At 70.1% G+C, this 13,095-nt stretch carries 16 protein-coding genes; 5 read left to right on the top strand and 11 right to left on the bottom strand.

Going from position 1 to position 13,095, the window contains the following annotated elements; all coding sequences use genetic code 11:
* Positions 1-121: 121 nt before the first annotated feature.
* The 3 genes from MYF83_RS09890 (at position 122) to MYF83_RS09880 (ending at position 2,469) form a co-directional block, all read left to right on the top strand.
* The gene (locus MYF83_RS09890) at positions 122-1,519 is read left to right on the top strand and encodes an FAD-dependent oxidoreductase (RefSeq protein WP_248959938.1); all 1,398 of its coding nucleotides are present in this window, start codon (positions 122-124) and stop codon (positions 1,517-1,519) included.
* 222 nt (positions 1,520-1,741) lie between these two features.
* Complete coding sequence (locus MYF83_RS09885; protein WP_248959937.1) at positions 1,742-2,059, top strand: hypothetical protein; 318 nt, start codon at positions 1,742-1,744, stop codon at positions 2,057-2,059.
* A gap of 113 nt (positions 2,060-2,172) precedes the next feature.
* The gene (locus MYF83_RS09880; protein WP_308201429.1) at positions 2,173-2,469 is read left to right on the top strand and encodes an ArsR/SmtB family transcription factor; all 297 of its coding nucleotides are present in this window, start codon (positions 2,173-2,175) and stop codon (positions 2,467-2,469) included.
* A gap of 12 nt (positions 2,470-2,481) precedes the next feature.
* Here MYF83_RS09880 and MYF83_RS09875 read toward each other — a convergent pair whose 3' ends face one another.
* Positions 2,482-2,904, bottom strand: coding sequence for an arsenate reductase ArsC (locus MYF83_RS09875; RefSeq protein WP_248959935.1), 423 nt, complete (start codon positions 2,902-2,904; stop codon positions 2,482-2,484).
* Between the two features lie 6 nt (positions 2,905-2,910).
* Positions 2,911-3,549, bottom strand: a complete 639-nt coding sequence (locus tag MYF83_RS09870; RefSeq protein WP_248959934.1) for an arsenate reductase/protein-tyrosine-phosphatase family protein — start codon at positions 3,547-3,549, stop codon at positions 2,911-2,913.
* Positions 3,550-3,686: 137 nt separating this feature from the next.
* On the opposite strand from MYF83_RS09870, the gene arsB reads away from it, so the two are divergent.
* Entirely contained in the window at positions 3,687-4,754 is a 1,068-nt protein-coding gene (arsB, locus tag MYF83_RS09865; RefSeq protein WP_308201428.1) for an ACR3 family arsenite efflux transporter, read from the top strand.
* A gap of 10 nt (positions 4,755-4,764) precedes the next feature.
* On the opposite strand, the gene MYF83_RS09860 is transcribed toward arsB, so the two are convergent.
* The 6 genes from MYF83_RS09860 to MYF83_RS09835 form a co-directional block, all read right to left on the bottom strand.
* A complete protein-coding gene (locus tag MYF83_RS09860; RefSeq protein ID WP_248959933.1) occupies positions 4,765-5,796 on the bottom strand; it encodes an ABC transporter ATP-binding protein in 1,032 nt (343 codons plus the stop codon).
* Entirely contained in the window at positions 5,793-6,641 is an 849-nt protein-coding gene (modB, locus tag MYF83_RS09855; protein ID WP_248959932.1) for a molybdate ABC transporter permease subunit, read from the bottom strand. The genes MYF83_RS09860 and modB overlap by 4 nt, the downstream gene beginning before the upstream one ends.
* A gap of 5 nt (positions 6,642-6,646) precedes the next feature.
* On the bottom strand, positions 6,647-7,450 hold the full coding sequence (gene modA / locus MYF83_RS09850) for a molybdate ABC transporter substrate-binding protein (RefSeq protein WP_248959931.1): 804 nt from the start codon (positions 7,448-7,450) through the stop codon (positions 6,647-6,649).
* 10 nt (positions 7,451-7,460) lie between these two features.
* Entirely contained in the window at positions 7,461-7,871 is a 411-nt protein-coding gene (locus MYF83_RS09845; protein ID WP_248959930.1) for a TOBE domain-containing protein, read from the bottom strand.
* Positions 7,872-8,005: 134 nt separating this feature from the next.
* Positions 8,006-9,061 carry a class I SAM-dependent methyltransferase gene (locus MYF83_RS09840; protein ID WP_248959929.1) on the bottom strand — a complete coding sequence of 352 codons (1,056 nt, stop codon included), beginning with the start codon at positions 9,059-9,061 and terminating at the stop codon, positions 8,006-8,008.
* Positions 9,062-9,376: 315 nt separating this feature from the next.
* Entirely contained in the window at positions 9,377-9,826 is a 450-nt protein-coding gene (locus tag MYF83_RS09835) for an isoamylase early set domain-containing protein (RefSeq protein ID WP_248959928.1), read from the bottom strand.
* A gap of 425 nt (positions 9,827-10,251) precedes the next feature.
* Between MYF83_RS09835 and MYF83_RS09830 the strand changes: the two genes are divergently transcribed.
* Positions 10,252-10,668 carry a nitroreductase family deazaflavin-dependent oxidoreductase gene (locus tag MYF83_RS09830; protein WP_248959927.1) on the top strand — a complete coding sequence of 139 codons (417 nt, stop codon included), beginning with the start codon at positions 10,252-10,254 and terminating at the stop codon, positions 10,666-10,668.
* Here MYF83_RS09830 and MYF83_RS09825 read toward each other — a convergent pair.
* Genes MYF83_RS09825 through MYF83_RS09815 form a run of 3 tightly spaced genes read right to left on the bottom strand, consistent with a single transcriptional unit; the run spans position 10,646 to position 13,070 of the window.
* Entirely contained in the window at positions 10,646-10,825 is a 180-nt protein-coding gene (locus MYF83_RS09825; protein WP_248959926.1) for a hypothetical protein, read from the bottom strand. The two genes, MYF83_RS09830 and MYF83_RS09825, sit on opposite strands and share 23 nt — an antisense overlap.
* A 12-nt stretch (positions 10,826-10,837) precedes the next feature.
* Complete coding sequence (locus MYF83_RS09820) at positions 10,838-12,826, bottom strand: elongation factor G (protein ID WP_248959925.1); 1,989 nt, start codon at positions 12,824-12,826, stop codon at positions 10,838-10,840.
* The gene (locus MYF83_RS09815; protein ID WP_248959924.1) at positions 12,780-13,070 is read right to left on the bottom strand and encodes a hypothetical protein; all 291 of its coding nucleotides are present in this window, start codon (positions 13,068-13,070) and stop codon (positions 12,780-12,782) included. The genes MYF83_RS09820 and MYF83_RS09815 overlap by 47 nt, the downstream gene beginning before the upstream one ends.
* Positions 13,071-13,095 lie beyond the last annotated feature (25 nt).

Here is a 13,095-nt window from a genome sequence, read left to right as displayed (position 1 = left end):
TAGAAGCTCATCTAATTTGACATCACTCTAAGTTGAGCGGGACACTGGGCTTGCTTAGATGAAGTTCGAAACAGCCCGGAGATGACCCGGGACCGACACACGACCGCGCGGAGAAGCGACCATGAGTGACGGATGCTGCGGCCCGGTGGGCCTGGAGATCGAGCCCTTTCCATCGCAGGCCGGCGCGCACGCGCTGCCCGTCGTGGTGATCGGCGCGGGCCCGGTCGGGCTGGCCGCCGCCGCCCACCTTGCCGAGCGCGGCCTGGACTTCCTGGTACTGGAGGCCGGCCGCCAGGCCGGCGCCTCGGTCGCCCAGTGGGGACACGTGCGCGTCTTCAGCCCCTGGCGGTACGACATCGACGCCGCCGCTCGCCGTCTCCTCGAAGCGGACGGCTGGACGGCCCCCGATTCGGACTGGCTGCCGACCGGCGCCGAGCTGATCGAGGGCTACCTCACCCCGCTCGCCGGCCATCCCGCGATCGCGCCCAGGCTCAGGCTCGGCACGAAGGTCACCGCGATCAGCCGCCTCGGCTACGACCGGGTCCGCACCAACGGGCGGGAGCAGGCGCCGTTCCTCATCCGACTGGACAGCGGGGAGGAACTGCAGGCCTGGGCCGTCATCGACGCCTCCGGCACCTATGCCACCCCCAACGTTCTCGGGGCGAGCGGCCTGCCCGCCCACGGTGAGGACCAGGCGGCGAAGCTCGTCGACCACGCGCTGCCCGACGTGCTGGGCGCCGGCCGCGGCACCTATGAGGGCCGGCACACCCTGGTCGTCGGCGCGGGCCACTCCGCCGCCACCACGCTGCTCGCCCTGGCACAACTGCCGGACACGCCGATCACCTGGGCCATCCGGGCCGGCAGCGCCACCCGGACCTACGGCGGGGGCGCCGCCGACGCACTGCCGGCCCGCGGCGCCCTGGGCACCCGCCTGCACGCCCTGGTCGAGTCGGGACGGATCAACCTGGTCACCGGCTTCTACACCCACCGCATCACCGCCACCGCCAACGGCCTCCAAGTGACAAGCCGCGACCCCTCCGGAGCCGAGCGGTCCATCACCGTCGATCGGATCGTGTCGGCCACCGGCTACCGCCCCGACCACTCCATCGCCGGCGAGCTGCGGCTGGACCTGGACCCGATCCTCGGCTCCACCCGCACCCTCGCACCGCTGATCGACCCCAACCAGCACTCGTGTGGCACCGTGCCCGCCCACGGTGTGGATGAGCTGGCTCACCCCGAGTCCGGCTACTACGCGGTCGGCGTCAAGAGCTACGGCCGCGCCCCCACGTTCTTGATGGCCACCGGCTACGAGCAGGTCCGCTCGGTGGCCGCGGCGCTGGCCGGCGACTGGGAAGCCGCCCGGGACGTGCGGCTGGAGCTGCCCGAAACGGGAGTCTGCTCCGCCAACCTGGCCGAGGCCCAGGAGTCACGCGTCGGACTGGCCACCGGCATCGGCGGCGGCCTGCTCGCGACTCCGTTGCCCCTGGTCACCGTCGACGGCGGCGGCTGCTGCGGTTGAACCGCGTCCAGGGGGAATGACCTCATCATGCCGCAGGGACACCGTCACCTGATCTCATGCCACGGTGAGCCGGTGTGAGCGTCCCTGCCCATGCCGCCGCCTCCGCTACGGCAGGCGGCGGCCGTCCGGGCTCCCGCAGGGGGTGGCGGATCGTCGCCGCGCTGGCCGTCACCCAGACCATCGGATACGGCGTGCTCTACTACGCCTTCTCAAGGTCTGGCCGTGCTGCTGTTGCCTCAGGTGGGTCGCAGCGTGGCGGGAGCGGTCGGGTGCGTGCTGCTGTTCGGGCTGGGCTTCGGCGTCGGCACCATCACCCGGCCGCAGTTGCTCGCCGCCCGGTACGGCACCACCGCCTACGCCACCATCGCCGGACGCATCGCCTTCTTCTCCATCACCGCCAAGGCCACCGCCCCGCTTGGTGCGGTCGCCCTCGCCCAGGCGGCCGGGTACGGCTCGGTGATGGCGGCCGTCGCCGTGGGCTGTTTCACCGCCGCGAGCGCCCTTCTCACCTACCATCGCCACGAGTTGTCCAGCAGTTAGACAGATGTCAAAATAGAGGCATGTCGAATAGAGGGTTGGCGTCGGAAGCCACGGATCGCGCCTTGGCCCGGCAAGGCTGCTGCGCTCCGCTCGAGTCTCTGCCGCTGGATCCCGTGCACGCGGTCGACATGGCCAAGACGTTCAAAGCCTTGGGCGACCCGGTCCGCTTGCGACTCCTGTCGTTGATCGCCGCGCATCCCGATGGAGAAGTGTGCGTGTGCGACCTCACCGATCTGTTCGACGTCGCGGCCCCTACGATCTCCTACCACCTGAAGCTGCTGCGTGAGGCAGGCCTGGTGGATCACGATCGTCGCGGCACTTGGGTGTACTACCGCCCGGTGAGGGAGCGGCTGCACCAGCTCTCCGCGCTTCTAGCGGCCCCTGCCATGACCGAGGCCGCGGTCCGCTAGGCGGTCGGTCCGCTAGGCGGTCGGTCCGGCATTCGCCGGTGCGAGCTCGGCGATGAGCTTCTCTACGCGGGTGCGGATCTCGTCGCGGATCGGGCGGACGGCCTCGATGCCCTGGCCGGCCGGGTCGTCCAGTCGCCAGTCCTCGTACCGCTTGCCGGGGAAGATGGGGCAGGCGTCGCCGCAGCCCATGGTGATGACCACGTCGGAGGCCTGGACGGCATCGGCGGTGAGGACCTTGGGGAGCTCGCCGGTGATGTCGACGCCGACCTCGCGCATCGCCTCCACGGCGACGGGGTTGATCCGGTCCGCGGGGACGGACCCGGCGGAGCGTACCTCGACGCGGTCGCCGGCCAGGTGGGCGAGCCAGCCGGCCGCCATCTGAGAGCGTCCGGCGTTGTGCACGCAGACGAACAGGACGCTGGGCTTGTCACTCATCGGTTGTCACTCCTGTGGGGGGTGAACGGCCGGGACCAGGCGGTCGATCCGGCCGGCGATGTCGTCAAAGGCGCGTTCGAAGGCGTCCTCGGTGCCGGCGCGGACGGGGTCGGGTACCGACCAGTGCAGATGATCGTCTTGCCGGAGCTGCTCATGGGCGTTGTCGCACACCGCGATGACCAGGTCATCGGGCCGCACGACCTCGTCCGTATGGGTGGGACGGGCGTCATCGAGCCTCAGCCCATGGCGGCGCGCGACGGCGACGGCCGTCGGGTGGACCATGGTGGCCGGTCGGGTGCCCGCCGAGGCCGTCGGCACCGAGCTCTTTCGCGCCCACAGCGCGGCGGCCAGCTGGGAGCGCGCCGAATTGTGCGTGCACAGGAAGACGACCCGTGGAGCCTGTCGCGTCGGGGCCGGAAGCAGGTCGTGCAGCGGGCCGGGAACCAGTCGGAGGTAGGTCCGCCTCCGGTCCCCCTCCGAGCGGCACCGCTCCACCACGCCGGCCTCCTGCAGGGTTTTCACGTGGTGGGCGAGCAGGTTGGTGGGCAGCCCGAGCAACCCGCCGAGCTCCCCTGGCGAAGCGTCTCCGAGGATCAGCCGGTCCACGATCGACAGCCGCGCCGGGTCGCCGAGCGCGGCGTGCACGCGAGCCCGCCCACGCAACGAGGAAGACCAGTCAGCATTCATTGCCTCAAAATATATTGAGCTATCCTGATCGCGTCAAAGGCGGGCCACCGGCCAAGCCCGGCACACCGCCACCACCGAGAGAAAAGGCCCTGCGCGTGACCGCCGAATCGACCGCCGCCGCCTCGCGAAGCGGCCTGGTGGGCAAGCTGTCCACCCTGGACCGCTTCCTGCCGGTGTGGATCATCGCCGCCATGGCCGCCGGACTCGGCCTGGGGCGGGCCCTCCCCGGCCTCAACGACGTACTGAGCAAGGTCGAGATCGGCGGGGTCTCCCTGCCCATCGGGCTCGGCCTGCTGGTCATGATGTACCCGGTGCTGGCCAAGGTCCGTTATGACCGCCTGGACACCGTCACCGGGGACCGGCGCCTCATGATCACCTCGCTCGTCCTCAACTGGGTGGCCGGTCCGGCGCTGATGTTCGCGCTGGCCTGGACCTTCCTTCCCGACCTGCCCGAGTATCGCACCGGACTGATCATCGTCGGCCTGGCCCGCTGCATCGCGATGGTGATCATCTGGAACGACCTCGCCTGCGGTGACCGGGAGGCCGCCGCCGTGCTGGTCGCGCTCAACTCGGTGTTCCAGGTCCTCGCCTTCGGCCTGCTCGGCTGGTTCTACCTCGACATCCTGCCTGGATGGCTCGGCCTGCGGACCGACGACCTGCACTTCTCGGTCGCCGACATCGTCATCAACGTGCTGGTCTTCCTAGGCGTCCCACTGCTGGCCGGTTACCTGACCCGTCGCATGGGCGAGAAGGTCAAGGGACGCGCCTGGTACGAGACGGCGTTCCTGCCCAAGATCGGGCCGATCGCGTTGTACGGGCTGCTCTTCACCATCGTCATCCTGTTCGCCCTGCAGGGGAATACGATCACCAACCGGCCCGCGGACGTGGCGCGCATCGCGCTGCCGCTGCTGGCGTACTTCGCCGTGATGTGGGGCGGCTCCTTCGCCATCGGCCGCGGCATCGGCCTGCCCTACGACCGCACCGCCACTTTGGCCTTCACCGCGTCCGGCAACAACTTCGAACTGGCCATCGCGGTCGCCATCGCCACCTTCGGCGTGACCTCCGGCCAGGCCCTCTCCGGCGTCGTCGGCCCGCTCATCGAGGTCCCCGTCCTGGTCGCCCTCGTCTACGTCTCCCTGGCCTGGCGCAAGAAGTTCGCCTAGGTGGACGCGTTCACGCGGGATAGGCGTGCGTCTCGGTGGCCTTGACCGCGGCCCAGATCCGCTGGCCGGGGGTCAGGTCCAGCTCGGCGACGGCGGCGGGGGTGATGTCGGCGGAGGCGGTGATCGGGCCTTCGAGATGGATGCGGACGTTGTCGCCGTGCCGTTCGATGCCTTCGATGCGGGCCTGCCACAGGTTGCGCGGGGTTCCGTCCGGGCGGGTCCGGTACAGCGCGACGGCGGCGGGTGGGAAGGCGACGAACGCGGGACCGTCGAGGTGCTCGGCGACGCTGAGCAGCACGTCCTCGATCTTGACCTGCCGGCCGGTGGCGATGCCGCGATACAGGTTGAGGCCGACCAGGCGGGCGACGTAGTCGGTGCGCGGGCGCTGGGCGACCTGTGCGGGGGTGCCCTGTTGCACGATGGCGCCGTTCTCGATGACCACCAGGTGGTCGGCGAGCACCATGGCCTCCAGCGGGTCGTGGGTGACCAGGACGGTGGCGCCGTCGAAGGCGGCCAGGTGGCGGCGCAGCTGGGCACGGACGTCCAGCCGGGTACGGGCGTCCAGGGCGGCCAATGGCTCATCGAGCAGCAGCAGGCGGGGTTCAATGGCCAGGGCGCGGGCCAGGGCCACACGCTGGGCCTGCCCGCCCGACAGTTGCCGAGGTCTGGCACGCGCGTGCTCGGTGAGGCCGACCCGCTCCAGCCAGGCGGCCGCCGTGCGGCGCGCGTCGGACTTGGACGCGCCGTGGCAGCGCGGGCCGAATGCGACGTTGTCCAGGGCTGACAGGTGCGGGAACAGCAGGTAGTCCTGGAAGACCATGCCGATCGGGCGTCGCTCGGCCGCCAGGGTGTGCAGGGGGGCGCCGTCCAGGGTGATGTGGCCGCCTGACAGGCCGGTGAGTCCGGCCAGGGCGCGCAGGGCGGTGGTCTTGCCGGCGCCGTTGGGACCGAGCAGGGCGACCACCTGGCCAGGTGCGACGGTGAGGTCGATGTCCAGACGGAAGCGCGGGCGGGCGACGACCAGATGGGCGTGCAGGCTCACGGGCTGGTCACCCACTTGTCGCGCAGGCTGGCGAGGATGATGACCGAGACGGCGAGCAGCAGGAGGCTGAGCACGATGGCGGCCTCGGGTTCGGTTTCCAGAGCGAGGTAGACGGCCAGCGGCATGGTCTGAGTCCGGCCGGGGAAGTTGCCGGCGAAGGTAATGGTCGCGCCGAACTCGCCCAGTGCGCGTGCCCAGCAAAGGACGGCTCCGGCCACGACGCCCGGGGCGACGAGGGGCAGGGTGACGCGGCGGAAGATGGTCCAGCGGGAGGCGCCGAGCGTGGCGGCCGCCTCCTCCAGCCGCAGGTCGGCGGCGCGCAGCGCACCCTCGACGCTGATGACCAGGAACGGCATCGCGACGAACGCCTCGGCGAGCACGACGCCGGCGGTGGTGAAGGGCAAGGTGACACCGAACGTGGCGTCCAGCCACTGTCCGACCAGGCCGCGCCGCCCCAGCACGAGGAGCAGCGCGACACCGCCGACCACCGGAGGCAGCACCAGTGGGACGGTGACCAGCGCGCGCACCGCACGCCGCCCGGGGAAGGCGACCCGCGCCAGCAGCCAGGCGAGTGGCACGCCGAGCAGCAGGCAGACCAGCGTGGCGATGGTCGCGGTGACGAGTGACAGGCGCAGCGCCTCCAGCACCTGGGGCTCGGCCAGCCGCTCCGGAAGCGTCGGCCAGGGGGCCTTGATCAGCAGGCCGGCCAGCGGCAGCAGCAGGAAGGCCATGCCGAGGACGGCGGGCAGGACCAGCACCCATGGGGTACGTCCCGCCAGGGCACCCACCGGGCCGGGGCCGCGCCGCGCGCCGCCCCGGCCCGTCGATGTCGTGGTCGGTGTCATGTCGGTCAGGGGGCTTGGAAGCCGGCCTTGGTCAGCACGTCCTTGCCCTGGGGGGACAGGACCAGTTCGACGAACTGCTCGGCCAGCTCCGCCGCCGGCGCCTTGGACAGGGCGGCGATCGGGTAGTCGTTGATCGCCTTGTCGGCCTCGGGGAAGGCGATGCCCTTCACCTTGTCGCCGGCCGCGAGCACGTCGGTGGTGTACACCAGAGCCGCGTCGACCTCGCCGAGCTCGACCTTGGTGAGGGTGGCCTTGACGTCCTGCTCGTAGGTGACCGGGGTGACCTTCAGCCCGGCCGCGTCCAGGGCCTTGACCGCCGCGGCGCCGCAGGGCACCTGGGCGGCGCACAGGGCGACCTTGATCTTGGGGTCGGTCAGGTCCTTGAGCTCGTCCACCTTGGCCGGGTTGCCGGCGGGGACGGCGATCTGGAGCTTGTTGCGGACGAACGTCGTCGGGGTACCGGCCAGCGAGGCGTCGGTGACGGTCTTCATCGTGGCGGGGCTGGCGGCGGCGAACACATCCGCTGGGGCGCCCTGGGTGATCTGCTGGGCCAGGGTGGCGCTGGAGCCGAAGTTGAACTTCACCGACGTCCCCGGGTGGGCGGCCTCGAAGGTCTTGCCCAGCTCGGTGAAGGTCCCGGTCAGCGAGGCGGCGGCGAACACCGTCAGGGTCGTGGGCCCGGCGCCCGAGGAGCCCGGAGAAGAAGCGGTCGAGCCGGCCTGGTCGCTGGAACCGCAACCGGACAGGCCGGCGGCCAGCGTCAGCGCGAGGGGGACCGCGAGGGCCCACCGGGAGACACGCCTGGACAACGAGGGCTCCTTACTGACTCGCCATGCGAGCGTGGTCGGGGATCTCCACGACGACGTTGGTGGACTTGATCACGGCGACCGCCACCACCCCCACCGCCAGGCCCAGCTCATCGGCGGCCTGGCGGCTCATCAGCGAGACCACTCGGAAGGGGCCGGCGGCGATCTCCACCTGGGCCATCACCGCGTCCTTGATCACCTCGGTCACGATCCCGCGGAAGCGGTTACGGGCCGAGGAATGGCCCGAGCCGTCCTCGGCCTCGGTCTGGGAGCGCGCGAACGCCGCCAGATCGGTGCCGTTCACCATGCGGTGGCCGTGCTCGTCTCGGTCGGCAGCCAGCCGGCCCGCGTCGACCCACCGCCGGACGGTGTCCGGGCTGACCCCGAGCAACGCGGCAGCCTCACTGATCCGAAAAGTCGTCACAACAACACCATACCTTCGCATATTCCGGCCTCAATAGCCGTAGCTCATCGCAACAGCAACGTGATCAACGAGGATTCCATCGCACTTGCGTCTCAGTAGGTGGCGGCTGCCGGTCTCGTCAGGGCCGACCACGGCTACCGGCGAGTGCCGATGGCGAGAAAGCGGTGTGCCGGGTCGTCGTAGGTGGTCAACTTCCACCCGGTGCGGCGCATCGATCGGCGGAGGGGTTCTTTCGCGAGCGGCTCGTCAGGGCGCAGCGTGCGGCCGTGGCGGGCGGCGAGGGCGATGCGCCCGGAGGGGTGGAAGAGCACGAGCAGGCCGCCGGGGCGGGTGACCCGGGCCAGTTCGCGCAGGCCTTGTTCGGTGTCGGGAAGATGCATGAGGAGCCCGGCGGCGAACACCGCGTCGACGGACGCGTGGGTGAGGGGCAGACGGCCGGCGTCGGCGAGGACGAGGGCGGCGTGCTCGGCGCGGCCTTTGACGCGGGCTTGTTCGAGCATCTCGGGAGTCAGGTCCAGCGCGATGACGGCACCCTGAGGACCGACGGCCTGGCGCAGAGCGGGCAGGGCACGGCCGTTGCCGCAGCCGACGTCGAGGACGACGCCATCTCGCGGAATTCCTGAATCGGTGATGGCGGCGGTGTACGCGGGGAGGTCGTCGCCGAATCTCGTGTCCCAGCTCGCGGCGCGGGTGGCGAAGAAGGCCCGGTTTTCGGTGATGTACCACCGGGACGGGTCGGCCAGCCGCGCCGCCACATGGCGGATCACCGGCCAGTTCGGATCGTGCAGGTCGACGACGATGTCCGCGTCGGGCTCGGCGTTCCCCCGGGATCCGTGGCCGCCGGGTGAGGCGCGCAGCCAGATCACCACGTCCCAACCGCTCTGCGGCGGGTGGGCGCGCCAGTGGGGGCCGTGGGCGAGCGCGACCGTTTCCGCGGTGCGGCCGGCGTACCAGGCGTCCTCGCCGGCGGACGGGTCGGTCTCGGATAGACGGGCGCAGGGGCGCCCGGCGGCATGGAGGGTGGCGGCAAGGCGCTCAGTGAAGTCCAGGCTCTGCTGGTCGACGCCATCCACCACGACGCACGCCGGTCCGGCCGGGAGCATCTCGGTGATGTTGCGCAACACCTCCTCCCAGCGGCGGACCTGAGCGCCGGTCATCGTCCGCCCCGCCGTCGCCGCATCGTCCGCCATACGCTCATCATGCAGATTCTGGGCTGCGATGGCCAGAAGAGCGGGAGATGCAAGGCTTAGATGCGCTTTCAAGCCGATATTACGGTGGCGGTGCGACACCTCGCCTGTCACTTCTGTCACCCCGGACAAGTTGTCAATGGCGACAAGTCGCCCGGGGGCCGGTGGAGTTATCCACAGTATCCACAGAGTCGTACACAGGTTCGAATGATCTCCACAGGTGTCGGCGGCGCCGCATCCATCACTGCGCCGACCGAGGTCATCCCGGGCCGGCACGGTGGCGCTGACGGGCCCGCCGCTACGCGCGGGATGTTCTTTCTAGGCGTCGACCGGACTGCGGGAGTCCTTCGCCCCGTTGCGGGATGAATCGCGCGCGGGCACTGTCACATCGGATTTCGCGGCGTCGCGCACGTCGGATTTCGCGGCGTCGCGCACGTCGGTTTTCGCGGCGTCGCGGCCGGGGGCGCTTTCCGCCTGACCATTCGGAGCGGCGGCCAGGAGGTGCCCGCCGTGCTCGTCGTGATAGTCGGCGTCAGGGTCGTCGAACCACACTCCGCCGTCGGCCAGATACCGGAAACAGACGGCCTCGCCCGCCCCGACGATGGCCGTCACCTGGTAAACGCCGTCTTCAGCCCGCATCGGATGGGCGTAGGGATCCCACCCGTTGAAATCTCCGACCACCGACAGTTGCCCGGGCGAGTCGGCCACCGGCACGGTGAAGGTGAGTTCGACCAGTCCGCTCTTGGTGGGCTTACCTCGATTGATCATGACGGTCTCCTGGCGTTCGGACCAACGGGCGATTGAGGAGCGACGGTTGTGGACACGCGGCTCACGCCCTGGTGAAGATGGTGATTGATGTGAACGGCGCCCCGAGAAGACAGCCGTGTCCCAGATCTACCCGGCGAAGGATGGGAGAACCTCTGCATTCACCAAAGCCACAACCGTCACGGCGTGATCAGCGATTCGAGTCGCATGGTGAAAGCCACCGGTCTGTCCGTGCCACATGACGGCCATCGCGACCAGGGCGCCGAGGTCAGGGGCCGCTCGCCGTGTGCGCGTCTTTCGCCGGCCGGGCGAGCGTCACATCCACGGCGCCCGGGCTTGACGGTGGCGATCAGGTCAGCGGTAGCGTGGCCCCGATCGCAGGTGATCACACGGGAGGTCTGTTGACAACGCCGGAGTCTGAAGAAGTCGTGGACAGCCCCACGGGCTGGGTGGCCAAGCACATCCAGAAGTACGTGGAGTCCGATGGCCAGGACGGCCACAAGTTCAACGGGTACGACTCGCTGCTGCTCACTACGCGCGGCAGGAAGTCCGGAAAGCTGCGCCGTACGGCGTTGATCTATGGCCGGGACGGCGACGACCACGTGGTCGTGGGGTCGAACGGTGGCGCCGACCACCACCCCGCCTGGTACCTCAACCTGCTCGAGCACCCCGAGGTGGACGTCCAGGTCGGCGCGGACAAGTTCGCCGCGCAGGCCCGTGTCGCCACCGACGAGGAGAAGCCGCGGCTGTGGGAGCTGATGGTGTCGGTCTTCCCCACCTACGCCGGATACCAGAAGAAGACCAGCAGGACGATCCCGGTGGTCATCCTCCAGCGGGAGAAATGACCGGCGCGAGGTCCACGTAGCGGGTTCCCCCGGCGGTGATCTGCGGCGCCATCAGCGGGAGCACCGTCGCGGCGGTGGCGGCGGCAAGGGCGATGGCGGAGCGGCGTCCCGGGCGGAGGCAGCGCAGGACGGCCCGTCGCGTGGATGAGGGAAGCATCGGCGGTGTCCCTCAGACCTGCCGCACGACGTGCAGCAGGTACTCCTTGCGGTTGAGCGGGTTGTGGTCGGTCCGCCGCCGGTCGGGGATCGTGCCGGAGACCGGCTGGTAGTGGTCGAAGGCGGATTCCAGCACCCCCTCACCGCGGGTCGGCCCAGGAAGCTGTTGCTGCAGCTCGTGCACCCGGGCCGCCGGGATCTCGCCCTCCAGCAGGCACGACGGACCTCGCATCTCCGTTGTGCGCGGGACGGCGCGCAGCCGTGCCAGTGCGGGCAGGACCGCTCCGAGCGTGTCCGCCGGGATCTCCAGGCGGAAACGGTGCATCGGCTCGTACACCCTGGTGCCGGCCCGCGCGAGCGCGCTCATCAGGACCAGCGGGGTCAGGTTGCGGAAGTCTCCGGCCGTGCTGGACATGCTCTTGTCGAAGACGGCGTGGGAGTGGCTCTGCCGCGGCCAGTATCCGGAATGGGTCAGGGTGACCGTGCAGTCGGTGACCTGCCAGCCGTGGATGCCCTGGCGAAGGGTCTCCCTGACGGTCTCCTCGACCGCCTTGATGAACGTGAACGGCATCGACCCGAGCTCGACCTCCAGCCGGAACTCCACGCCGGTGTCCAGCGGAGCGGGGTCGACGCGCAGCCCGACGGTCGCGAGGAACGGATTCGGCTCCTTGTCGTTGATCTCGAACGCCGCACCCGTGCCGACGGGCCGTTCGACGCAGATGGTCGTCGTCTCCCGGAAGGTGACGTCGATGCCGTAGTCGTCCGCCAGCGTCGCCTGGATGACCTCCTTCTGCACCTCGCCGTAGAGCGAGACGGAGACCTCCTGCCGGATGTCGTCCTGCCGCAGGTCGATCAGGGGGTCCTGCTCGGCGAGCTGGGTGAGCGCGGCGTGCAGGGCGCCTCTGTCGGCAGGGCGGCAGGGGACGACGACGGTTTCCAGGGTCGGCGGGGCGAAGTGGCGGTGCTCGGAGGCCTCTTTCCTCCGGCGGCCGATGTGGTCGCCGATGCGAACGTCGCCGAGCCCCCAGACCTTGCCGATCTGGCCGGCGGCGACCGACGGGCGCTGGACGGCCGAGCCGCGGTCGAAGACGCCGATCGCGGTGATCTTGCCCTCGCCGTCCCCGCCGAACGGCAGCCGATCGCGGACGCGCACCGTTCCCGAGAACATGCGCACGTAGGCGATCTTCTCCCCGGACGGCCCGCGTTCGATCTTGAACACGGTGCCGGAGACCGGGCCGTCCGCGTCGTCGGCGGCCACCGGCAGCAGCTTCCTGATGCCGGTGGTCAACGCCGCCACGCCGGCGCCGGTGATGGCCGAGCCGAAGTACACCGGGTGCACCAGCGCCTGCCGGGTCTGCGCCGCGAACTCGCGGCGGAGCCGGCGGTAGGAGAGCGTCGTCCGGTCGTCGATGTACGCGGCCAGGAAGGCGTCGTCGTGGTCGGCGAGCAGTTCGGCCAGCCTGGCCGTGAAGGCGGCGTCACCCGGCCCGTACGGGGTGAAACCGGCGTCGCGCGTGCCGAGACCCTGCGCCGACCCCATCGGGATGACGGCCGGTGTCAGCTTCTCGGCGATGCTCCGCAGGACGTGCTCGTACCGGGCGCCACCACGGTCGATCTTGTTCACGAAGACGAGGGTGGGAATGCTCAGCCGCTGCAGCGTCCGCATCAGCACGCGGGTCTGCGCCTGCACCCCCTCGACGGCGGAGATGACCAGGACGGCGCCGTCGAGCACGCTCAGCACCCGCTCCACCTCGGCGATGAAGTCGGGGTGGCCGGGCGTGTCGATGAGGTTCACCGTGACGTCGTCGATGGCGAACGACACGACGGCGGACTTGATGGTGATGCCGCGCCGGCGCTCCAGCGCCAGCGAGTCGGTCTGGGTGCTGCCGTCATCGACGCTGCCGATCTCGTCGATGACACCGGCGGCGAAGAGCAGCCGCTCGGTCAGGCTCGTCTTACCGGCGTCTACATGCGCCAGGATCCCCAAGTTCAGCGTTCGCACGAAGCGCCATGTCCTTCAGATAGGTGGTCATTTCCATCTGGATGAACATGAACGCTGCTCGCACTTCCGCCTCCTCGTCCGACCTGCCGTTGCCGGGAGTACAACAGACGGCCGCCGCGGAGGACAACCGATTTTGTGGCGCGGCCGTCACCGGCGCGAACACGACGCCCAGCCCGACCGGCGGCAGCGGCCACACGGGGTCGATGACGAGGATCCGGGTCCGCCCGCGCGACGCGTTCGACACGGCGCCGGACTTTCTTCCGGACTTT

The organism is Sphaerisporangium perillae (assembly GCF_023276435.1).
Classification (GTDB): Bacteria; Actinomycetota; Actinomycetes; order Streptosporangiales; family Streptosporangiaceae; genus Sphaerisporangium; species Sphaerisporangium perillae.
Note: the sequence above shows the minus strand (reverse complement) of the source record. Positions and strands in the feature narration are given on the sequence as shown.

Bases quoted from the DNA above. Each gene is read 5' to 3' on its own strand.
- MYF83_RS09835 (WP_248959928.1), bottom strand. From the start codon at position 9,826: ATGATCAATCGAGGTAAGCCCACCAAGAGCGGACTGGTCGAACTCACC.
- modB (WP_248959932.1), bottom strand. From the start codon at position 6,641: ATGACACCGACCACGACATCGACGGGCCGGGGCGGCGCGCGGCGCGGC.
- MYF83_RS09840 (WP_248959929.1), bottom strand. From the start codon at position 9,061: ATGGCGGACGATGCGGCGACGGCGGGGCGGACGATGACCGGCGCTCAG.
- MYF83_RS09875 (WP_248959935.1), bottom strand. From the start codon at position 2,904: ATGAGTGACAAGCCCAGCGTCCTGTTCGTCTGCGTGCACAACGCCGGA.
- MYF83_RS09825 (WP_248959926.1), bottom strand. From the start codon at position 10,825: ATGCTTCCCTCATCCACGCGACGGGCCGTCCTGCGCTGCCTCCGCCCG.
- MYF83_RS09890 (WP_248959938.1), top strand. From the start codon at position 122: ATGAGTGACGGATGCTGCGGCCCGGTGGGCCTGGAGATCGAGCCCTTT.